Origin of the sequence: Serinicoccus chungangensis, from assembly GCF_001483745.1 — a bacterium.
In the GTDB taxonomy this organism is placed as follows: domain Bacteria; phylum Actinomycetota; class Actinomycetes; order Actinomycetales; family Dermatophilaceae; genus Ornithinicoccus; species Ornithinicoccus chungangensis_A.
Window position 1 is genome coordinate 83,355 of sequence record NZ_LQBL01000033.1, and the last position, 21,003, is coordinate 104,357.

Sequence of the window (21,003 nt, forward strand, 5' to 3'; positions counted from 1 at the left end):
ATGGTAGGGCCGGGCTCAGCGGTCCGGATGCACGCCGGGCGCGTACTTCGGCACCCGGAAGGTCACCTTGGTGCCCAGGCCCGGCGCGGTCTCGACGACCAGGCCGTGCTCGTCGCCGTAGACCTGCCGCAGCCGGGCGTCGACGTTGCCCAGCCCCACGCTGCCGCTGTCGCGGGCCACCGCCTCCCCGCTGCGGTCGCCGTCGAGGGCCCGCCGGACCAGCTCGGGGTCGGAGCCGACGCCGTCGTCCTCGATGGCGATCTCCGCGAGGTCGCCCAGGTCGGTGCCGGTGATGGTGATGGTCCCGACGCCCTCCTTGTCGGCCAGGCCGTGCCGCACGGCATTCTCCACCAGGGGCTGCACGGCGAGGTAGGGCACGGCGACCGGCAGCACCTCGGGGGCGATGAGCAGGTTGACCCGCAGCCGCTCCCCGAAGCGCGCCTGCTCGAGCACGAGGTAGCGCTCGATGTTGCGCAGCTCGTCGGCCAGCGTCGTGTAGGCGCCGCCGCGCCGCAGCGCGTAGCGGGTGAAGTCGGCGAACTCCAGCAGCAGCTCCCGGGCCCGGTCGGGGTCGGTGCGCACGAAGGAGGCGATGGCGCCGAGGGAGTTGTAGATGAAGTGCGGGCTGATCTGCGCCCGCAGGCTGCGCAGCTCGGCCTCCATCGCGCGGGTGCGCTCGCGGTCCAGCTCGCCCAGCTCGAGCTGCCCGCTCACCCACGTCGCGACCTGCTCGGTCGCCCGGGCGAGCCCGGCCGACGGACGCGGGGAGTATGCCGCGAGCGCCCCGATGACGCGGTCGTCCACCACGAGCGGGGCGACGACCCCGGCACGCACCGGGCACTCCGGAACCTCGCAGGGCAGGTCGGTCCGGGTGAGCACGACGACGTCACCGCCGCGCAGCACCCGGTGGGCGTGCTCGGACGCCTGCGCGCGGTGGTGCTCACCCAGGCCGCTCCACGCGAGGGTCTGCTGGCTGTCGCAGATCGCCAGGGCGGTGCCGCCGAGCATCATGCGCAGGTGCCGCGCGGCCGGCTCGGCGTGCTCCGGGGTCAGCCCGGCCCGCAGGTTGCGGCCGGCCTGGGCCCCCGAGCGCAGCGTCTCGTAGGTGATCCGGTCGGTCTCGGAGAGGAAGCCCCGGGCGGCCCGGCGTCGACGCCACCACGCCACCAGCCAGACCAGCAGGCACGCCGCCAGGACCAGGAGCGCGGTCGGCAGGTGCAGGACTCCGAGCATGGCCGGAGGCTACTCCGTGCGGTGTGACGCGCCGCTCGGGCGCGTGCGAGGCTGAGCCATGCCCGCGGCGTACCAGGACCTGGACGAGCCCTCCCAGGTCGAGCTCCTGCGCGGGGTGGCGGAGCAAGCGGCACCTCTGTTCGGCCTGACACCGACCGCGATCCGCCTCGTCCTGCACGGCTTCAACACCACCTTCCGCCTCGACACGCCGGGCGGGGCGGTGGCCATGCGGGTCAACACCAACTCCCTGGGCTCGGCGGGCAACGTGCAGGCGCAGCAGGCCTGGCAGCACGCCATCCGGCGCGACACCGACGTGCTCGTGCCGGACCCGCTGCCGGTCGGGGACGGGGGCTACCTCGCCGTGGTGGGGTCGGCCGAGCTCGGTCGGGAGGTCATGGTGACGGCCAGCACCTGGCTCGAGGGGGAGGACCTGGGCACCGTCAGCACCCGCGAGCAGTGCCGGGCCCTGGGGGGGCTGATGGCGACGCTGCACCGGCACGCGGAGTCCTGGGAGCCCGAGGGGCACCACCGGTTCCCGCGACTGGCGGGGACCCTCTTCGGCGACCCGGACCTGCTGACGGCGGCCGTCGCCCACGACCGGGGGCTCGCGGCCCTGGTGTCGGCGGCCGGGCAGCGGTGCGAGGCTGCCTTCGAGCGGCTGGCCCACGAACCCGTCTTCCCGCTGCACGCCGACCTGCACGGCGGCAACCTCACGTGGCACGAGCACCGGCTCGCGGTCTTCGACTTCGACGACAGCGGGCTCGGCGTGCCGGCGCTGGACCTCGCGATCTGCGCGTTCTACCTGCGCGGCGGCGAGGACGAGCACGGTCCGGAGGCCCAGGTGCGGGAGGGGTATGCCGCCCGGCGCCCGCTCCCGGACCTGCCGACCGAGGACTTCGAGGCGCTGGTGGCCGCCCGTCAGCTGCTGCTCGCCAACAGCATCCTCGCGAGCACGACCGCAGGCCAGCGCTCGGACGCGGCGGCCTACCTGCGGATCACCGGCGAGCGGCTGCGGCACTGGCTGGACACCGGCCGGTTCACCCGCGCCGTGCCCGGCGGCTGATCGGAGGGGCCGCCGGGCCCGGCACCGGGCCGGTCAGCCCTGGTCGGCGGGCGCGTCCTCGAGGGTCTCCTTGAGCGGCACGTGCTTGATCATCGCCGTGGCGAGGAAGACCAGCGCCAGGATCGGCAGGCCCAGGAGGAAGGCACCGTGCAGCTGGTCGGCCAGCCCGGCGCGCAGCGCCTGCTCCACCACCGGCGGCACGTCGCCGAGCGAGCCGGGGTCGAGGACCGCCCCCACGTCCAGGCTGCCGGCCTGCGCGGCGGCCTGGTCGCGCATCTGCGCCGGCAGGTGCGAGGCGACGGCCGCGCCGAGCCCACCGGTCATGACCGAGCCGTAGACCGCGATCCCGACGGTGGAGCCGATGTTGCGGCTGAACTGCGTCGTCGCGGTGGCGACCCCGAGGTCGCGCCGGGCGACGACGTTCTGGACGACGAGGGTGAACTGCTGCATCGCCATACCCAGGCCGACGCCCACGACCGCCATCGACCCGAAGAGCTCCCACGGGCTGGACGTCTCGGACAGCAGCGTGAGCAGCCACACCCCCGTGGCCATGATGGCCACCCCGGTGAGCATGAACGGCTTGTAGTGCCCCGTCCTCGTCACCAGCAGCCCGGTGAGGATGCCCATGACGATGAGGCCCAGCATCATCGGCATGAGGATGAGCCCGGACTGCGTGGCGTCGACGCCGAGCACCCCCTGCGCGAAGACCGGGATGTAGATGATCGACCCGAACATCACCATGGCCAGGCCGAGACCGGCGACGTTGGCCCAGCTGAAGACGCTGATGCGGAACAGGCGCAGCGGCAGCAGCGGCTCGCTCGCCCGCAGCTCCACGACGACGAAGGCGGCCGCGGTGACCAGCCCCAGGCCGTAGAGGCCGAGGACCTGCCAGGAGGCCCAGGGGTAGGTCGTCCCGCCCCAGCTGGTGGCGAGCAGGATGGACACCATCGCGACCGAGAGCGTGACGATCCCGGCGACGTCGATCCGCGCCTCGCGCCGCTGGTGCGGCAGGTGCATGTGCCGCAGGACGAACCACAGGGTGAGCAGCCCGATCGGCAGGGTCGTGAAGAACAGCCAGCGCCACCCGAGGTGGTCGGTGATGAGGCCGCCGGCGAGCGGCCCGGCCACGGAGGTGACGCCGAACACGGCACCCATGAGGCCCTGGTACTTCCCGCGCTGACGGGCCGGGATGATGTCGCCGATGATGGTCTGGGACAGCGGCATGAGCGTGCCCATGCCGGCGCCCTGGATGGCGCGGCCGGCGACGAGCATCCAGAAGCTCCCGGCCAGGCCGGAGACGGTCGAGCCGACCATGAAGATGACGAGCCCGGCGAGGTAGAAGGTCTTGCGCCCGTAGAGGTCGGACAGCTTGCCGACGACCGGGACGACCACGGCCGAGACGAGCATGGCGGCGGTGGCGACCCAGGAGTAGTGGCTCATCCCCCCGAGGTCGGCGACGATCTGCGGCAGGGCCGGGCCGACGATGGTCTGGCTGATGGAGGCGACGAACATGCCCATCATCAGGCCGGCGAAGACGATCTTGTGCTCCCGGCTCAGGCGGAAGGCGGGGGCGGCCGAGGCCGTCGGGTCGACCGCGGTCGCCGTGGCCGAGGGGGTCTCGTCCCGGGTGTCGACGGGGCTGCGGCCCGTGCTGGTGCTGGCGGTCATCAGATCCTTGCTGGGTGGTGCGGTCGGGAGGCCTGGTGGGTGGGCGTGGCCGCCCGGGTGCCTCAGGGCGACTGCCCGGAGGTATGCGTGCCGCGGGCCGACTCCAGCGAGTCGGCGAGGCGTCCGAGCAGGTCCGCGAGCTGCGCCTTCTCCGTCTCCGGCCAGTCGGCCAGGGTGTCGGTGACGAGCTCGACGCGGCGGGCGCGCTCCTGGGTCAGGGCCTCCAGCCCGGCCTCCGTGAGGCCGAGCACCTGGGCACGACGGTCGGCGGGGTCGGGGTGGCGCTCGACGAGGCCGCGCTCAGCCAGGGAGGCGAGGCGGCGGCTCATGGTCGAGGGGTCCAGGCCCTCGGCCTGGGCCAGGTCGCGGGAGCGGGTGCACTGCTGCCCGGCCAGCCGGACCAGGACCGCGACGTCGGTGGGCGCGAGATCACCCTCCCGCTCGCGCAGGAAGCGGCCCATCGCCGCGAAGGTCCGTGCCAGCTCCTCAGATAGTTGCATGATGCACACATCATACACCCGTGCGTCGTGACCACGCACGTCCGTCGGTGCGGGGTACTAGCGTTAGAGGGGTCAGGCCGCACGGGTCGAGGGAGTCCGGATGTCCACCACGCTGAGCCCGCAGCAGGAGCGCGAGTTCGAGGAGCTGACCGCACCGCTGCGCGGTGAGCTCATCGCGCACTGCTACCGCATGCTGGGGTCCGCCGGGGAGGCGGAGGACCTCGTGCAGGAGACCTACCTGCGGGCCTGGCGGGCCTTCGACCGGTTCGAGGGGCGTTCCTCGGTGCGGACGTGGATGTACACCATCGCCACCAACTCCTGCCTCACCGCGCTCAAGGGCCAGTCCCGGCGCCCGCTGCCCAGCGGGCTCGGGCAGCCGCCCGGCGACCCCGGCGTCCCGGTCGTCGAGGACCGCTCGCGCGACTGGCTCGAGCCGCTGCCGGACCGCGTCGTGTGGGGGCGTGACGTCGTCCCCGTCGACCCGGCGCAGGCCGCCGTCGAGACCGAGGACACCCAGCTGGCGTTCGTCGCCGCGCTCCAGGACCTCCCCCCGCTCCAGCGGGCAGTGCTCGTGCTGCGCGACGTCCTCCAGCTCTCGGCGGCCGAGACCGCGCAGGCCCTGGAGACCACGGTGGCCGCGGTCAACTCCGCGCTCCAGCGCTCACGGGCCACCATCGGCGACGGGCTGGAGCGGGCCGGACGCCGGGTCAGCGAGCTCAGCCACGCCGAGCGCGAGGTGTTCGCGGCCTTCTGCGACGCCTTCGAGCGCTACGACGTGCCGGCCGTCGTCGGGGTCATGACCGAGCAGGCCGTCTGGCAGATGCCGCCCTACGACCGCTACTACCTGGGCCCGGACGACATCGCCGCGCTCATCGGTGGCCAGTGCCCGGCGACCGGGCCGAGCGACCTGCGGATGGTGCCGACCGTCGCCAACGGCCAGCCCGCGGCGGGGATGTACCTCCGCGGGGAGGACGGCACCTACGAGGCCTTCCAGCTCTGCGTCGTCGACCTGCGGGACGGCCAGGTCAGCGGCGTCGTCGGCTTCTTCTCCGCCGACGCCTTCCGCCGGGCCGGGCTGCCCCTCGTGCTCGGCCAGGACACCACGAGGACGCACTAGCACCACCCGCACCCCCTGCCGCACAGTCCCTTGACACCACGTCAAGGCAGCAGGACCATGCGAGCAGCGGCGGCCGGGTGTGACGCAGGGGCCGTCGCGTCAGGACGAGCCCAACCGAGCCCGCCCTCCACTCGTGAACCGGAGGTCTCGACATGCGTCGTTCCACCCTTGCCGTGGCAGCCAGCGTGCTGGCGCTCACGGCGTCTCTTCTCACCGCACCGGCACAGGCCCGCACCAGCGAGCCTCGTGTCGTCGTCGACGGACTGGTCGGGCCGCTGAGCCTGGCCGTCGGGTCCGGACACGTCTACCTGACCCAGAACTTCAGCGGTCAGCTGTCCAAGGTCAAGCGGGGCACGGTCAGGACCGTGTACCAGGTGCCGGAGACCGGCGGCCTGGGCGGCGTGGCCACCAGCCGAGGCAGGACCTACCACCTGGAGAGCGACTTCTCCGGGGAGACGCCGACCAGCCACGTGGTGCGGACCTCCTGGGACGGCACCCGGACCGTCGTCAGCGACGACCTCTGGCAGCACGAGATCGAGAACAACCCGGACGCCGGGGTCAGCTACGGCTTCGTCGGGCTGAACCCCTCGTGCGCCGCGGAGCTCGGTGCCTGGGAGGAGGCCGCGGGCTCCCCGCCGCTGTCGGAGTACACCGGCATCGTGGAGTCCAACGCCTATCAGCTCGAGGTCAGCGGGCACCGTGCCTACGTGGCCGACGCGGCGGCCAACGCCATCCTCGAGGTCGACCTGCGCACCGGCGACATCTCGACCGCGGCCGTGCTGCCGGTGTTCGACATCACCTTCACCGAGGAGCTCAAGGCGGGTCTCGAGGCGTCGCTGCCCCCGGAGGCGGCCCCGCTCCCGGACTGCCTGGTCGGGGAGGACTACGTCCCCGAGTCGGTGCCCACCGACGTGGCGGTCGACCACCGGGGTCGGCTCTACGTCACCACGCTGGGCGGTGGCGCCGGCGAGATCGTCCCGCTGAGCCGGGTCTATCGCATCGACCGCCACGGGCACGCCACCACGGTCGCCCGCGGGCTGCACGGCGCGACGGGGCTGGACCGGGCGCGCGACGGCCACCTCGTCGTGGCGGAGCTGTTCGGTGGTGAGGTCTCGGTGGTGCGTCCGGGCAGCTGGAAGGCCCGCACCCTCTTCACCGCCGACTCACCGGCGGACGTGGCGCTCTCCGGCAAGCGGGTCTACGCGACCACGGGTGCGTTCGGGAACGGCGCCCTGGTGACGTACGACCTCGGTCGACGCCGCTGACCCGGCTCAGGCGGTGCTGCGGCCGGCGACCGAGGCGATCCCCAGCCAGGTGTGCCGGTTGCCGGCCCAGCACCAGCCGAGCTTCGGCGCGTCCCGGCGGTCCCGGCCGTCACGGCCGGTGCCGTTGCTGATCCACAGCGCCGGGACCCGCGCATCGAGCCCCGGACCGCTCACGCGCGCACGGCGCGACCCGGTGGTCATGAAGCAGTGGTTCCGCTCCAGCACCTCGGGCTGCTGGATCACCCACGCCACGCCCTCCGCGACGGTCATGAGGTCGCGCCCCCGGGCCCGGATCTGCGGGTCGACCTCGTCCGGGCTGCGGTCGGCGTGCTCGTCGCCGCGCTCGGGCGCGTGCACGGCATACAGGTCCGCGTCCGGGACCTGCACCCCCGGAGCGGGGTCGAACTCGGCGAGGTCGGTCAGGTCCTCGACGACGAACCCGGGCCGGTCACCACGGCGCAGCAGCGGCACGAGATCGGCGACCGGCACCCGTCGGTGGTGGACGACGAGCAGGTCACCGGTGAGCCCCGGGGGCAGGTCGGGGAGCCGCAGCCCCAGGTCGTTGAGTCGTCGGTGCTGGGCGGTCAGGTCGGGCAGCGGGCGCACGGTCCTCCTGGGTGTCGGGGCCTCTCCAACGCTCGCGCGGCCGGTCTCATTCCCGCCGTGGCGCGGCCGGGGGTCGGGCAGGACGCGGCGGGGGACGCGGCATACCGTGGTCGGCATGGAGTTCAGATACCTCGGAAACAGCGGCCTCAAGGTCAGCGAGATCACCTACGGCAACTGGCTCACCCACGGGAGCCAGGTCGAGAACGAGGTCGCCCACCAGTGCGTGCGCGCGGCCCTCGACGCCGGCATCAGCACCTTCGACACGGCGGACGTCTACGCCAACACCAAGGCGGAGTCGGTCCTCGGCGAGGCGCTCAAGGGCGAGCGCCGCGAGAGCCTGGAGATCTTCACCAAGGTCTACTGGCCGACCGGCCCGGGCGGCAAGAACGACACCGGCCTGTCCCGCAAGCACATCATGGAGTCGATCGACGGCAGCCTCTCCCGGCTGCAGACCGACTACGTCGACCTCTACCAGGCCCACCGCTACGACACGGAGACGCCGCTGGAGGAGACGATGCAGGCCTTCGCCGACGTGGTGCGGCAGGGCAAGGCGCTCTACATCGGCGTGAGCGAGTGGACCGCCGACCAGATCCGGGCGGGGCACGCGCTGGCCGAGGACCTGGGCATCCAGCTCATCTCCTCCCAGCCGCAGTACTCCATGCTGTGGCGGGTCATCGAGCCCGAGGTCGTTCCGACCTGCGAGGAGCTCGGGATCTCCCAGATCGTCTGGAGCCCGATGGCGCAGGGCGTGCTCTCCGGCAAGTACCTCCCCGGCGAGCAGCCGACCGAGGGCCGTGCAGCGGACGAGTCGATGGGCAAGGGCATGCAGGGCTTCATGCGCGACGAGACGCTGCGCGCCGTGCAGGAGCTCAAGCCGCTAGCTGAGGAGGCCGGGCTCACCATGCCGCAGCTCGCCGTCGCCTGGGTGCTGCAGAACCCCAACGTCGCGGCCGCCCTGGTCGGCGCCTCGAAACCGTCTCAGGTGGAGGACAACGTCAAGGCCGCCGGCGTCACCCTGGACGCCGACCTCATGGCCAAGATCGACGACGCCATCGGCGGCGTCGCCGAGAAGGACCCGGGCAAGACCGCGGAGAACGCCCCGCAGACGCGGGTCGCCTGACCGGCACCGCACCGCGTGACCCCAGCGCCGTGTCCGGCACCGCCGGACGCGGCGCTGGGGCGTTGTGCGGCCCCGTCGGCGGTGGCACTCTTGGACCATGAGACTGTCCGAGGTCTTCGCCCGCCACAGCGACGCCGGCTCTGACGCGCCGATGCTGGTCACCCCGGCCATCCGGCCGTCCGCCCGGGAGCAGCTCGCGACGCTGGAACGCCTGGGGCTCTCCCCCCAGGACGGCGTCACCGAGGCCGACCTGCTCGCCGACCGGGAGGTGGCCCAGGCGGTGCGCCAGCACCCCTACGTCGCCGTCATGCACTGCCTGGCACGCGACGCCGACGGTGGGCTGACCCACCACCCGCACGTCACGACGGTCGACCTGGAGCACGTCGTCGGGCCCGACTCCTACCCCGACCTCGTGCGCAAGCTGGCCGCCGCGGCCGGCTCGACCGGCGAGCTGGGGGAGGTGCGCGGCGGCGTCGACCGCGAGCGCAACCGGTGGGTTGTCCGTTTCCGGCTGGGGCGCATCACCCGCGAGATCCACCCCCGCCTGGACCACGACTACGCCGACATGGACGTGCTGCCGTGGATCTTCGACGCGGTCTGCCTGCCCGGCCAGGCCAGCGCCTACGTGCGGCACGGCCAGCGGATCACCGTGGCCTACGTGCCCCGCTGGCACGTCGACGAGCTGCAGCGGGTGCTGGACCGCTGGGCGTTCGCCGCCTGAGCGCGCGCCGAGATGGGCGCCTGCCGGCAGACCACCACCGGTGCCGAGCGCGACCGGGGTAGGGCAGGCTGGGGGGCATGACCACGCGTCCGAGGGCCACCGACGTCGCACGCCGGGCCGGGGTGTCCCAGACCGCGGTCTCCTTCGTCATGAACGGGTTGGCCGAGGGCAACGTGTCGCCAGCGACGCGCGACAAGATCCTGCGCGCCGCCGAGGACCTCGGCTACGAGCCCAACGAGGTCGCGCGGAGCCTGCGCAGCAGCCGGACCCGCACCCTCGGCATGGTCACCGACGCCATCGCCTCCTCCCCCTTCGCCGGCCGCATCATGGGCGGCGCAGGGGAGCGGGCGGCGGCCGACGGGTACGCGGTCATGACCATCGACACCCACGGCCACGCCGAGCGGGAGGCCGGTGCCCTGGCCGAGCTGGTGCGCCGACGGGTCGACGGCCTCATCTACGCCTCGATGGGATTCCGCGTCCTCGACCGGGCACCCGCGGCCCGCATCCCGGTGGTGCTGGCCAACTGCACCGCCCGCTCCGAGGAGGAGCTGAGCGTCGTCCCGGACGACGCCGGCGGGGCGCGGGTCGCCGCGGAGCACCTGCTCGGGCTCGGTCACCGGGACCTCGCGATGCTCTCCGGTCACTACGAGCGGGGCGCGGACGGCACCGTCGCGGGCAACGTCTCCGGCCCCATCCGCGCCCGCGCCTTCGAGGAGGCGGTGCGCTCCACGGGAGCCGCGGTGAAGGTCGTGCCCGGGGGCTGGGAGATCCGGACGGGGTATGCCGCCGCGCTCGCGCTCCTGGACGGTGCTCCGCCCACCTCCGGGTCCGCCGGGGGGGGGCCCACGGCGATCTTCGCCACGACCGACCGGGCGGCGCTCGGTGTGCTCCTCGCGGCCGCGCACCTGGGTCTGCAGGTGCCGCAGGACCTGTCGGTGGTGGGCTTCGACGACCAGGACGGTCTGGCGGCCGACGTCGTGCCAGCGCTCACGACGGTGGCCCTGCCGCACGCCGCGATGGGCGAGGTCGCCGTCGACATGGCGCTGGAGGCGGTCGGCGGGCGGCTCACGCCTCGGCGCGAGGTGCTCCCGTGCCCGCTCGTGCAGCGCGACTCGACGTCAGCACCGCGCTGACGTCGACGTCGCCCTCCACCTCCCAGGCCGCGGTGTGCCGCAGGGTCGCCGGAGGCCCGGCCGGGGGGTATACCTCCAGCACCTCGCCGTCGACGTAGGCCACCGCCCCGGGCGCGAGCGGGCGGGACCCCAGCTCGGGGTGGCGCAGCGACCCGCCACCGGGACCCGCGACGAGACGGGCCCGGCGGAGGGACGTCCCCGCGGTCGCCTCCTCCACCTCCAGCGCGCCGGCCACCCTCGGGTCGAGCACCAACCGGGCGCCGTCGCCGTCGGGCACCAGGCGCCGGGGCAACGTCATACACCCCGCGTGGTCCCGGACCGACGGGTCCCGGTCGAGCTCACGGATCCAGCCCATGAGCCACCAGCCATCGGCGTCGTCCGCCGCGAGCTGCGGCGCGTAGAAGTCGGTGCCCTCGTCGAGGACCTGCACCTGCTCGACCCGCAGCCGGGGGAGGCCGCCGTCGTCCACGAGCGCCCCGGTGCATCCCACGACCTCGCCGAGCACGCCCCGGTCGTGCAGGGACAGCACGAGCGTCGCCCGGTCGCCCCAGACCGCCAGCTGCGGGCACTCCCAGACGTCGGCGGGCAGCGCTCCCTCCAGCGGCAGCTCCGCGCCGGTGAGCCAGATCCCCAGGTAGTCCCAGTCCTCGATGTCGTCGCAGGAGTAGAGCAGGATCGCGGGCGTGCCGTCGCGCAGCCCGGCGCCGACCAGCGCGAACCGGCGACCTGCGTGCGTGAGCACGAAGGGGTCGCGCATGATGGCGACGTCGTCCGCGTCCGGCGTGGTCGCGACGACGAGGGGAGCGCCCCAGTCGTCCAGCTCCTCACCCTCACCCCAGCGCAGGCATACCGTGCTGGCGTGGTCGGGCCCGGTGACGCCCGAGTAGACGACGGCCGGCCGCTCCAGGCCGTCGACGAAGACACCGGACCAGCACCCGGCGGCGTCCGGACCACCGGGCGTGGGCTCGAAGGCGACCCGGTGGTCGCGCCAGCTCACCAGGTCCGCGCTGCTCGCGTGGCCCCAGGCGATCTGGTCGTGCCGGGGCGCGTCCGGGTTGTGCTGGAAGAAGACGTGCCAGCGACCGTCGCGGTGCACCATGCCGTTGGGGTCGTTGAGCCAGCCGCTGTCCGGTCTCAGGTGGTATGCCGTCACGGCGGACCCTGCGGCGGAGTCGGGGCGGTAGGTCATCGGTGGCTCCCTGCGGTCAGGCCCTCGCGCAACGTGCGCTGGCCGAAGATGAAGACGACGAAGGCGGGGATCATCGAGATCACCACACCGGCGAGGACGGTCGCGACCGACCCGGTCCCCATGTTGCCCTGCAACGACACGAGCCCCAGGGGCAGCGTGAAGTTCTCCTCGCTGATCGTCATGATGAGCGGCCGGAAGAACTCGTTCCAGTGGAAGTTGAAGGCGAGGATGCCGACGATCGCCATGCCGGGCACCGCGAGCGGAGCGTAGATCGAGAAGAACGTCCGCCACGGGCTCGCGCCGTCCACCGACGCCGCCTCCCCGAGCTCGACCGGCAGGCCGAGGAAGTACTGCCGCATGAGGAAGGTGCCGAAGGCCGTCGGGATCGCCGGCAGGATGAGGGCCATGAGGGTGTCGGCCAGGCCCATCCCGCGCACCAGCATGAAGACTGGCACGATCGTCACCTGCATCGGCACCATCATCGTCGCGAGGATGGTCGCGAACATGAGTCCCTTGCCGGGGAACTCCATCCGCGCGAAGACGTAGCCGCCCATCGCCGCGGTGAGCATCTGGCCGAGCGCGATGGCCGCGGTGACGAGCACGCTGTTGAGGATGAGCAGCCACATGTCCACCTGGGCGAAGACGTCCTGGTAGGCCACGAAGGTCAGGCTGGACGGGATGACGCTGCCCGATCCCAGGCTCTGGCTGGGCGGCTGCAGCGAGGTGAGGACGGTCCACACGACGGGACCGAGGGTGAGGGCGGTGGCCACGCCCAGGATGAGGTACTTCCACAGATGCTTCATCGCACGCGCTCCTTCTCAGCCGTAGAAGACGAATCGACGGGACAGGCGGAACTGCAGCGCGGTGACGAGCATGATGACGATCGTCAGCACGATGCCGATGGCCGAGGCGCGGCCGAACTCCAGCTGCTTGAAGGCGGTCTCGTAGATCACCATCACCGCGGTGCGGGTGGAGTCGCCCGGCCCGCCCCGGGTGAGGACGTAGGGCTGGTCGAAGATCTGCAGCGCGGCGATGATCGCCATGACCGAGGCCACCAGGGTCGTGGGGCTGACCAGCGGGAACGTGATGGTCCAGAACTGCCGCCAACCGGTGGCGCCGTCGACCGAGGCCGCCTCGTAGACCTCCTTGGGGATGGAGGACAGGCCGCCGAGGAAGAGCAGGAAGGAGAAGCCGAAGTTCTGCCACACGTAGACCAGGACGACCATGATCATCGCGCCGGTCGGCGAGGTCAGCCATGGCACCGCGGGGACGCCGATCTGGCCGAGGAGGTGGTTGACGAGCCCGAAGTTCTCGTTGAAGAGGTAGCTCATGATGATCGAGACCGAGGCGGCCGAGAGCACGAGCGGGAAGAAGAGCACCGACCGGAAGAAGCCGCGCAGCCGCTCGGGCATCGCCGACTGCACGAGCACCGCCAGCCCGAGGGCGACCGCGAGCTGCAGCACCACGGCGACGCCGACGAATAGCAGGGTGTTGCCGAAGGCCACCCGGATGGTGCGGTCGGTGACGATGTCGGCGAAGTTGCCCAGCCCCACGAACTCCGGGGCGGTGATGATGTCCCAGGAGAAGAAGGCCAGGACGAAGCTGGCGACGATGGGCAGGAAGGTGAAGACGCCCAGGCCGATGATCGTCGGCAGCAGGAAGACGGCGATGAGGGCGCGTCGGCCGGTGTCCTGGCGACGCGTCGTCGGTGGCGTCGTCGGCGCCGCGGTCCCGGCGCCCCGACCCGGGGCGGTGGTCACAGTCATCAGGCCCTCCCGAGGGCGGAGTTGAGGTCGGCATCGAGGCGGCGCAACGCCCGCCCCACGTTGGCCTCGGAGCCGGTGACGGCGCCGAGCACGTTCTTGATGAGCGCGGTCTCGACGGCGGCCTGCTCGGGCGGCGCCGGGATGGGTGCGGCCGGCAGCTCGTCGAGGGTGTCGTAGAAGACCTTCCAGTGCTCCGGCCCCTTGCCGGCATACAGCTCGGCATCGACCATGGAGCGACGTGTCGGGGTGGTGTTGGGCGTGGGGAAGGCGAGCTCCATCCCGGGGCGCGAGATGCAGAACTTCACCCACTCCCAGGCCTCGTCCTTGCGCTCAGAGGTCTTGAGGATCGCATAGCCGGCGGCGCCGAACTGGTGCCGCTGGCTCTTCCACCGCGGGAAGAACTGCACGTCGTAGTCGTCCGGGCCCATGCCCGCCTCGGAGAGGCCCTCGACCCAGAAGCCTCCGGCGGGGGTCATCCCGATGACGCCGCCGGCGAACTGGCCGACGAGCTCGTTGCCCCCGCCCTGGGCCGGGCTGGTGCCGAGGTCGTCGGCGACGAGGCGCCGGACGAACTCGAAGGACTCCTCGACGGCGGGATCCAGCGCGTTGGACGCCTCCCAGAGGTAGCCGCCGGAGCGGCCGGTCTCGCCGGGGTAGAACTGGTCCCACAACCACTCCCCGCCCGGTGCCTTCTCCTCGGTGAGGAAGCTGGTGTCGTTGACGTAGAGCCACGGCACGATGCCGCCCCAGAGCCGGTTGGTCCAATAGTAGGGGACGAAGCGTCCGGAGGCGGCGTCCTGCATCTGCCGAGCGGTGGCGAGGAAGTCCTCGTGGGTCCAGTCGGCGGGCGGCAGCTCCAGCCCCGCCTGCCGGAGCGCACCGTTGTTGAAGTAGATGTTGGCGGCGTTGAAGTCGATCGGCAGCTGGAAGAGCTGGCCCCGATACATGAAGGCCTCGACCAGGCTGGGGTGGACGTCGTCGAAGTAGTCCTGGACCTCGTCCTGGTCCCGCATCACGTAGTCGTCCAACGGCTCCGCCAGGCGGTCGGCGAAGAGCTGGGCACCCTCTGTCGCGACGACGCAGACGTCCGGCGGCGTGCCGGCTGCGACCATGGTGAGGATCTTGGCGAAGAAGTCGGCCCAGTCCGCGCCCTGGATCGCCTGGATCCGCACCGGGATGTCGGGGTGGATCTCGCGGAAGGCGTCCACCAGGCCCTGCCGGGCGGCGGCGTCCTGGTTGGTGCCCAGCATGGCGATGGTCAGGGTGTCGTCCCGCCGGCCGGGGATGTCTGCGGCGAAGAGCCGGTCCACGTTGAGACCGAAGAGGGCCGCCGCGCCCACCCCGGTGGCTCCGGTGAGCAGTGCTCGTCTGCTGATGTCAGGCATCGATGCCTCCCGTGGACTAAAACGAATTAGGTGCCAGCATGGCGCGCCTCGCAAGCCCTGTCAACCCCCTGCTGCGGCGACGGAGGGAGGTAGGGCAGGCTGTCGTCATGACCTCGCCCTTCGACCTCACGCTCGAGGACATGCGCACCCACCGCAGCGCCAAGTGGAGCCGCGTGCCCGACGACGTCCTCCCCGCCTGGACCGCCGAGATGGACGTCCGGACGGCCCCCGCGATCGCGGCCGCGCTGCATACCGCGGTGGAGCGCAGCGACTTCGGGTATGCCGGTGAGCCGTCCGCCGTGATCGACGCCTTCGCCGGCTTCGCCAGCGACACCTGGGGCTGGGACCCGCAGAGCACGCCGGGCCGCACCAGGCTCTTCGCCGACGTCGGCCAGGGGGCCAAGGAGACGCTGCGCGCGCTCACCTCCCCGGGTGACCGGGTCGTCCTCAACCCCCCGGTCTACCTCTCCTTCTACCCCTGGCTGCGCGACCTGCGCCTGGAGCCGCTGGAGGTGCCGATGCTCGACGTCGCCTCCGGCGGCCGCCTCGACCTCGACGGCATGCGCGCCGCGCTCGCCGACGGGGCGAAGGTGGTCCTGCTGTGCACCCCGCACAACCCGCTCGGCTACGTCTACTCGCGCGAGGAGCTGGCCGCGCTGGCCGAGATGGCCGCCGAGCACGACGCCGTGGTGATCTCGGACGAGATCCACGCCCCGCTCGTGCACCCCGGCAGCCCGCGGCCCTTCGTGCCCTTCCTCACCGTGAGCGAGGCCGCGCGCCAGGTCGGCATCGCCCTGCACTCGCCCTCCAAGGCGTGGAACACGGCCGGCCTGAAGCTGGCGCTCGGGGTGACCGCGGTGGAGGGGAGGTGGCCGGCGCTGCAGGCGGAGACCGACTGGGCGCCGAGCATTCTCGGGCAGTATGCCGCGATCGCCGCCTACACCAAGGGCCGCGAGTGGCTCGCCGGCACGGTGGCCGAGCTGCAGGCGCGCACCCAGGAGCTGCCCGCCCTGCTCCAGGAGCACCTGCCGCAGGTGCGCTTCCACCCGGGGCACGCCTCCTACCTCGCCTGGCTCGACTGCCGGGACCTCGGCCTCGGCGACGACCCGTCGCAGGCCTTCCTGGAGCGGGGCCGGGTGCTGCTGTCGCCGGGGCCGGCGTTCGGGGCCACCGGCGAGGGCTTCGCCCGACTCAACATCGGCACCAGCGAGGAGCTCGTCCACGAGGCCGTCCGCCGCATGGCCGCCGCCCTCGGCTGAGCCACCCCGCACCGGACGCGCGCACAGACCGCACCGGACGCGCGCACGGACCGCACCGACCGCAGGTATGCCGTTCCTCACGCCTCGCGCGGCGGCGTCACCTTGCTGCGCGCGTAGCGGAAGGGCTCGCGCGGGGGCCGGGTGAGCAGGTCGGCGGTGAAGCGGCTGCGGGCCAGCAGGACGAGCAGGCCGGCGACCGCGAAGCAGCCGGCGGCCACCGCCCAGGTCAGCGGGAAGCCCACCGCCTGCGAGAGACCGCCGAGCAGCGCCGGCCCCAGGGCGCCGCCCGCGAAGGCACCGGCCTGGACCGCTCCCGAGGCCTGCGCGGGGTTGTCCCGGCCGAGGCGCGCCACGGCATACAGGAGCAGGCCGGGCCAGGACCAGCCGATGCTGAAGGCCAGCAGCCCGAAGACCCACACGGCCCACGGCTGGGCCACCACGAGGCCGGCGCAGGCCAGGGCACCGACCCCCATCTGGGCGGCGACGACCGGCAGGTTGGCCCCGTGCCGGTGGTCCGCCCGCCAGCCGGAGAACACCCGGACCGCGATCGAGCCCCCCGAGCCGAGGGCCATGAGGACCCCGGTCTGGGACGGGGTCAGGCCCACCTCGAAGCCCCACGAGGCGGTGAAGGCGCCGACGAAGTTGGCGGCCGCGCTGGCGAAGGTGATCGCGAGCGCGGCGAGCAGGAGCGGCAGCGTGGGCGGCGACTCCATGAGCTCGGGCAACGAGACCGGTGCACCGGCTCCGCGTCGGCCCCGGCGACGCTCCCGGACGAGCACGGCCACGGCCCCGCCCACGACCACCACCCCCAGGCAGGCGGTGATGACGAAGGTGGAGCGCCACCCCCACAGCGCGCCCGTCGTCGGGACCGCCAGGCCGCCGAGCATGATCGCCAACGGCACCGCCGACTGCTTCACCCCGAAGCCCAGACCTCGCCGTCCGGGCGGCAGCGTGCGCGCCATGAGCAGGTTGGCCGTCGCCTGCGAGGCGGCGTTGCCCAGGCCGAGGACGACCATGACGAGCATCAGGGTCCACCAGCCGCGGGCCAGCGTCGTCATGGCCACGCCCCCACCGGACACGAGCAGGCCCGCCGCGAGCAGCAGCCGCCCGCGCCCCAGCCGGTCGACGACCCCGGAGGTCGACAGCGTGGCGACCGCCGCGGTGGCGAAGAAGACGCTGACGGCCACCCCGAACGCGCCCAGACCCAGCCCCAGGTCCTCGCGGATCCGGACCGCCTGGGCGCCCAGGAGGAACGGAGGGATGGCGCCCAGCGTGGTGATCGCGGAGGCGAGCACCATCACCAGGGCGGAGCGACCGCGACGAGGGGCTGCTGGCCTGACCACGCGGGCGCGTCGCCCCCTCTCTGCCGTCGTGCGGGATGCCGCCCGCCGGCTCCCCCTAGAGCACCATGCCCAGGGCGAAGGGTCCGATCAGCACCGTGAAGAGGGTGATGAGGACCACGCCGACGACGTTGAGGACGATTCCACCACGCGCCATCTCCTGGATCTTCACCGCCCCCGTGCCGAAGACGATCGCGTTGGGCGGGGTGCCGACCGGGAGCATGAAGGCGCAGGTCGCGGCCAGCGCTGCCGGGATGAGCAGCGTCATCGGGTCGACACCGATGCCGACGGCGACACCGCCGAGCACCGGGATGAAGGTCGCGGCCGTGGCGGTGTTGCTGGTCACCTCGGTGAGGAAGAGCACGATGGTCACGACGGCGGCGAGCAGCAGCACGATCGGCAGCGCCCCGAGGCCGGTCACCTGGGTGCCGAACCACTCGTCCAGGCCGGTGCCGGCCACCGCGGCGGCCAGGCTCAGGCCGCCGCCGAAGAGCAGCAGCACGCCCCAGGGCAGACCTTCCTCGGCGTCGTCCCACTCCAGCGTCATCCTGCCCTCGCGGTCGCCGGGGACGAGGAAGAGCACCAGCCCGGCGCCGATCGCGATGGCGGTGTCGTCGAGCTCGCCCAGCCAGGCCGCGTTCTCGGCGAGGACGGGGATGTTCGACAGCAGACCGGGGACGATCCACAGGAAGGCGGCGCCGCAGAAGACGGTGAGCACGACCTTCTCGCCCTGGCTCATCGGGCCCAGCTGGTCGATCTCGTGGTCGATGAGCTCGCGCCCGCCCGGGATCTCCTGCAGCTTGAAACGGAACATGAGGCGGGTGATGAGCATCCACGCCAGTCCGATGAAGACCACGACGATGGGCACGCCCAGCAGCATCCAGGCGAGGAAGCCCACCTCCTGGTCGAGCTCGTCGGCCAGGTAGCCGGCGACGATGGCGTTGGGCGGGCTGCCGAGCAGCGTGCCCAGGCCCCCGATGGAGGCGGCCCAGGCGATCGAGAGGACGAGGGCGACACCGAAGAGGCGGACGTCCGGGTCGTTGACCACGTCGCTCACCGCCCGGCCCTGGCCCACCTCGTCGGCCACGTCCCCGTCGGCCACGGGCGCCGAGGCGGAGGCCGCCTGCCGGCTGTTCTCCACGACGAGCGCGAGCACCGAGATGCCGATGGGCAGCATCATCAGGGTGGTCGCGGTGTTGGAGACCCACATCGACAGGAAGGCGGTGGAGATCATCATCCCGAGGATGATGCGCCGCGGGTGGGTGCCGACCCGGCGCAGCGTGAGCAGGGCGATCCGCCGGTGCAGGTTCCACTTCTGCATCGCGATGGCGATGAGGAAGCCGCCGAGGAAGAGGAAGACGATGGAGTTGGCGTAGGGGGCCGTGGCATCCGCGACCCCGAGACCGGTGAGCGGCGGGATGAGGACGATGGGCAGCAGCGAGGTCGCCGCCAGCGGGATCGCCTCGGTCATCCACCAGACCGCCATGAGCACCGCGACCGCCGCGACGAAGCGCGCGTCGCCGGACATGTCCGCCCCGCCGAGCAGGAGGTACACCAGCACGGCGAGACCCACGCCCCCGAGCCGGAAGGCCCAGGTCCGGCCGGCCGGACGAGGTGGTTCGCGGTCGCTCGGCTCGTAGTCGTACTCGCCCTGCTCCCGCACGATCTCGCTGCTCATCCGTCCAACCCCTCTCACGCCGATGTGACCGGCTCAACCTAACGCACGGCCGGTCCCGGTGGCCGGACGTTGACGCAGGGAGAAGCCGGGAGTCGGCATACCCTGGAGGTATGAGTCGTCCCCACCTGTGGATCCGCGCCGAGGCCCGCCCGGGCGAGCAGCGCGTGCCGATCGTCCCCGCCGACGCCGCCCGGCTGGTGGCCGACGGGTATGTCGTGACGGTCGAGGAGTCGCCGAGCCGGGTCGTCGACCTCGAGGAGTACGTCGAGGCCGGGTGCTCGGTCGCGCCCTACGGATCGTGGATCGACGCGCCCGAGGGCGCGGTCGTCGTGGGGATCAAGGAGCTGCCGGAGGACCCGGCCGACCTGGCGCACACCCACGTCTTCTTCGCGCACGCCTACAAGGGGCAGGAGGGCGCCGACGTCACCCTCGACCGGTTCCGTCGCGGTGGCGGTGAGCTGCTGGACGTGGAGTACCTCACGCTTGACGGCCGACGGGTCGTCGCCTTCGGCTTCTGGGCCGGCTACGTCGGAGCGGCGCTCTCGGTGCTGCGGCACCGCGGCCTGCTGGACGGTGGCGTGGCCCCCATGGCCCGGGAGGACCTGGACGCGCAGCTGCGCGGCAGCGCCGAGGGACGCGAGCCCGAGCGGGCGCTGGTCATCGGCTCGCGCGGGCGCTCGGGCCGGGGTGCGGTCGAGGCGCTCGAGCTCGCCGGGTGCGCGGTGACCCGCTGGGACCGCGGCGACACCGTCACCCTGGACAAGGCGGCCCTGCTGGAGCACGACATCCTCGTCAACTGCGTGGTGAGCAGCACCCCGCGCGAGCCGTTCGTCACCGCCGCCGACGTCCCGGTGCCGCGCCGGCTGCGCACCATCGGCGACGTGACCTGCGACGTGACCTCGGACAACAACCTGCTACCGGTCAACACCGCCATCACCTCGTGGGCCGAGCCGGTGCGGGACGTGGGCACGACCGAGCACCCGCTCGACGTCATCGCGATCGACAACCTGCCCTCGCTGCTGCCGCTGGAGTCCTCGGTCAGCTTCTCCGCCGAGCTCACCCCGCTGCTGGAGGACCTCGCCGAGCGCCGCGGCCCCTGGGCCGCGAGCCTGGAGTGGTTCCGCCGGCACGTGCCCACGGGCTAGGGACCACACCCCACCGGGCGCCGCGAGTGGTTGCCCGACACCCCACCGGGCGCCGCGAGTGGTTGCCCGACACCCCACCGGGCGCCGCGACTGGTTGCCTCACACCCCACCGAGCGCCGCGAATGGTTGCCGGACACCCCACCGAGCGCCGCGAAGGGTGGTCGCTGCGGTCAGCGCTTCTGCGTCCAGCGCCAGCCCCGCGGCGGCTTGGACCCGTCGTCCGGCAGCATCGTGCGGACCCGCACGTCGCCGAGCAGGCTGGTGGCGTTGACCCGGACGCACGCCCCGGTCTCGGGCACCCCCTGAGCAGCCGGGTCGACGTCGTGGCGCAGGTCTCCCATGAGGGTGAAGCCCTGCAGCTCCACCCGGGTCCCGGCCGGCACGACGATCTTGACGTCACCCATCCCGGTGTAGGTCGAGATGTCCACAGTCTCCCCGGGACGGAGCACCTCGCGAAGGTCCAGCTTGACGTCGCCGAGGAACATCACGAGCGTCGTGCGCTCGGCGACCTGCCAGGAACCGGTGCGGGTGATGTCGCCCAGGAGCGTGCCCATGGTCTGGCTCGGCTGGCGGCCCCGGACCTGGGAGCCGGACGACGTCGCCGGGGCGTACCGGTCGCCCACCTCCTCGCGCGGCACGGGCCGCTCCCCCGGCTGGGGGATCGCCGGCCGCCACTCGGGCGGGACCTCGGAGGGGCCGTCGTACCGGCCCTCGGGCGACGGACCGGGAGTGGTGGGGTTCGCCATACCGCCCACCCTAGCCGTGCTCCCGGCCGGTGAACGGTGACAGCCGTCAGCCCGTAGCGGCCCCGCCCG

The 21,003-nt window shown here is 72.7% G+C and carries 19 protein-coding genes; 8 read left to right on the forward strand and 11 right to left on the reverse strand.

All coding sequences use genetic code 11. The features are described from left to right. Positions 1-15: 15 nt before the first annotated feature. On the reverse strand, positions 16-1,233 hold the full coding sequence (locus tag AVL62_RS16030) for a histidine kinase (RefSeq protein WP_201023307.1): 1,218 nt from the start codon (positions 1,231-1,233) through the stop codon (positions 16-18). A gap of 58 nt (positions 1,234-1,291) precedes the next feature. On the opposite strand from AVL62_RS16030, the gene AVL62_RS16035 reads away from it, so the two are divergent. After that, positions 1,292-2,296: a phosphotransferase enzyme family protein gene (locus AVL62_RS16035; protein WP_058892663.1), complete on the forward strand. Its 1,005-nt coding sequence runs from the start codon at positions 1,292-1,294 to the stop codon at positions 2,294-2,296. 33 nt (positions 2,297-2,329) lie between these two features. On the opposite strand, the gene AVL62_RS16040 is transcribed toward AVL62_RS16035, so the two are convergent. Beyond that, positions 2,330-3,964: an MDR family MFS transporter gene (locus AVL62_RS16040; protein WP_083519036.1), complete on the reverse strand. Its 1,635-nt coding sequence runs from the start codon at positions 3,962-3,964 to the stop codon at positions 2,330-2,332. A 62-nt stretch (positions 3,965-4,026) separates the two neighbouring features. Further along, on the reverse strand, positions 4,027-4,464 hold the full coding sequence (locus AVL62_RS16045; protein WP_153011831.1) for a MarR family winged helix-turn-helix transcriptional regulator: 438 nt from the start codon (positions 4,462-4,464) through the stop codon (positions 4,027-4,029). Positions 4,465-4,564: 100 nt separating this feature from the next. On the opposite strand from AVL62_RS16045, the gene AVL62_RS16050 reads away from it, so the two are divergent. Beyond that, a complete protein-coding gene (locus AVL62_RS16050) occupies positions 4,565-5,581 on the forward strand; it encodes a sigma-70 family RNA polymerase sigma factor (RefSeq protein ID WP_058892665.1) in 1,017 nt (338 codons plus the stop codon). Positions 5,582-5,733: 152 nt separating this feature from the next. After that, the gene (locus AVL62_RS16055; protein ID WP_153011832.1) at positions 5,734-6,846 is read left to right on the forward strand and encodes a ScyD/ScyE family protein; all 1,113 of its coding nucleotides are present in this window, start codon (positions 5,734-5,736) and stop codon (positions 6,844-6,846) included. Between the two features lie 6 nt (positions 6,847-6,852). On the opposite strand, the gene AVL62_RS16060 is transcribed toward AVL62_RS16055, so the two are convergent. Continuing rightward, a complete protein-coding gene (locus AVL62_RS16060) occupies positions 6,853-7,452 on the reverse strand; it encodes a DUF5701 family protein (protein WP_058892667.1) in 600 nt (199 codons plus the stop codon). Between the two features lie 115 nt (positions 7,453-7,567). Between AVL62_RS16060 and AVL62_RS16065 the strand changes: the two genes are divergently transcribed. The 3 genes from AVL62_RS16065 (at position 7,568) to AVL62_RS16075 (ending at position 10,426) form a co-directional block, all read left to right on the forward strand. Beyond that, positions 7,568-8,572, forward strand: a complete 1,005-nt coding sequence (locus AVL62_RS16065; RefSeq protein WP_058892721.1) for an aldo/keto reductase family protein — start codon at positions 7,568-7,570, stop codon at positions 8,570-8,572. 97 nt (positions 8,573-8,669) lie between these two features. Beyond that, positions 8,670-9,293, forward strand: coding sequence for a hypothetical protein (locus AVL62_RS16070; protein ID WP_058892668.1), 624 nt, complete (start codon positions 8,670-8,672; stop codon positions 9,291-9,293). A 77-nt stretch (positions 9,294-9,370) separates the two neighbouring features. Then, positions 9,371-10,426, forward strand: a complete 1,056-nt coding sequence (locus AVL62_RS16075; protein WP_058892669.1) for a LacI family DNA-binding transcriptional regulator — start codon at positions 9,371-9,373, stop codon at positions 10,424-10,426. Here AVL62_RS16075 and AVL62_RS16080 read toward each other — a convergent pair. From AVL62_RS16080 to AVL62_RS16095, 4 genes are read right to left on the reverse strand one after another with little or no spacing between them, the layout of a single operon-like run. Then, positions 10,359-11,615: a glycoside hydrolase family 32 protein gene (locus AVL62_RS16080; protein WP_058892670.1), complete on the reverse strand. Its 1,257-nt coding sequence runs from the start codon at positions 11,613-11,615 to the stop codon at positions 10,359-10,361. The two genes, AVL62_RS16075 and AVL62_RS16080, sit on opposite strands and share 68 nt — an antisense overlap. Beyond that, a complete protein-coding gene (locus tag AVL62_RS16085) occupies positions 11,612-12,418 on the reverse strand; it encodes a carbohydrate ABC transporter permease (RefSeq protein ID WP_058892671.1) in 807 nt (268 codons plus the stop codon). The genes AVL62_RS16080 and AVL62_RS16085 overlap by 4 nt, the downstream gene beginning before the upstream one ends. A 15-nt stretch (positions 12,419-12,433) precedes the next feature. Then, entirely contained in the window at positions 12,434-13,381 is a 948-nt protein-coding gene (locus AVL62_RS16090; RefSeq protein ID WP_083519038.1) for a carbohydrate ABC transporter permease, read from the reverse strand. Beyond that, complete coding sequence (locus tag AVL62_RS16095) at positions 13,381-14,766, reverse strand: extracellular solute-binding protein (RefSeq protein ID WP_058892672.1); 1,386 nt, start codon at positions 14,764-14,766, stop codon at positions 13,381-13,383. The genes AVL62_RS16090 and AVL62_RS16095 overlap by 1 nt, the downstream gene beginning before the upstream one ends. 107 nt (positions 14,767-14,873) lie before the next feature. Here AVL62_RS16095 and AVL62_RS16100 point away from each other — a divergent pair, with 107 nt between their 5' ends. Then, a complete protein-coding gene (locus AVL62_RS16100) occupies positions 14,874-16,025 on the forward strand; it encodes a MalY/PatB family protein (protein ID WP_058892673.1) in 1,152 nt (383 codons plus the stop codon). A gap of 77 nt (positions 16,026-16,102) precedes the next feature. Here AVL62_RS16100 and AVL62_RS16105 read toward each other — a convergent pair whose 3' ends face one another. Continuing rightward, positions 16,103-17,323 (reverse strand): MFS transporter, encoded by a 1,221-nt coding sequence (locus AVL62_RS16105; RefSeq protein WP_058892674.1) that lies wholly within the window; start codon positions 17,321-17,323, stop codon positions 16,103-16,105. A gap of 100 nt (positions 17,324-17,423) precedes the next feature. After that, positions 17,424-19,043, reverse strand: coding sequence for an SLC13 family permease (locus AVL62_RS16110; RefSeq protein WP_058892675.1), 1,620 nt, complete (start codon positions 19,041-19,043; stop codon positions 17,424-17,426). A 110-nt stretch (positions 19,044-19,153) separates the two neighbouring features. Here AVL62_RS16110 and AVL62_RS16115 point away from each other — a divergent pair, with 110 nt between their 5' ends. Then, entirely contained in the window at positions 19,154-20,188 is a 1,035-nt protein-coding gene (locus AVL62_RS16115) for a saccharopine dehydrogenase (RefSeq protein ID WP_058892676.1), read from the forward strand. Positions 20,189-20,358: 170 nt separating this feature from the next. On the opposite strand, the gene AVL62_RS16120 is transcribed toward AVL62_RS16115, so the two are convergent. After that, the gene (locus AVL62_RS16120) at positions 20,359-20,934 is read right to left on the reverse strand and encodes a LiaF domain-containing protein (protein WP_058892677.1); all 576 of its coding nucleotides are present in this window, start codon (positions 20,932-20,934) and stop codon (positions 20,359-20,361) included. Between the last annotated feature and the right edge of the window lie 69 nt (positions 20,935-21,003).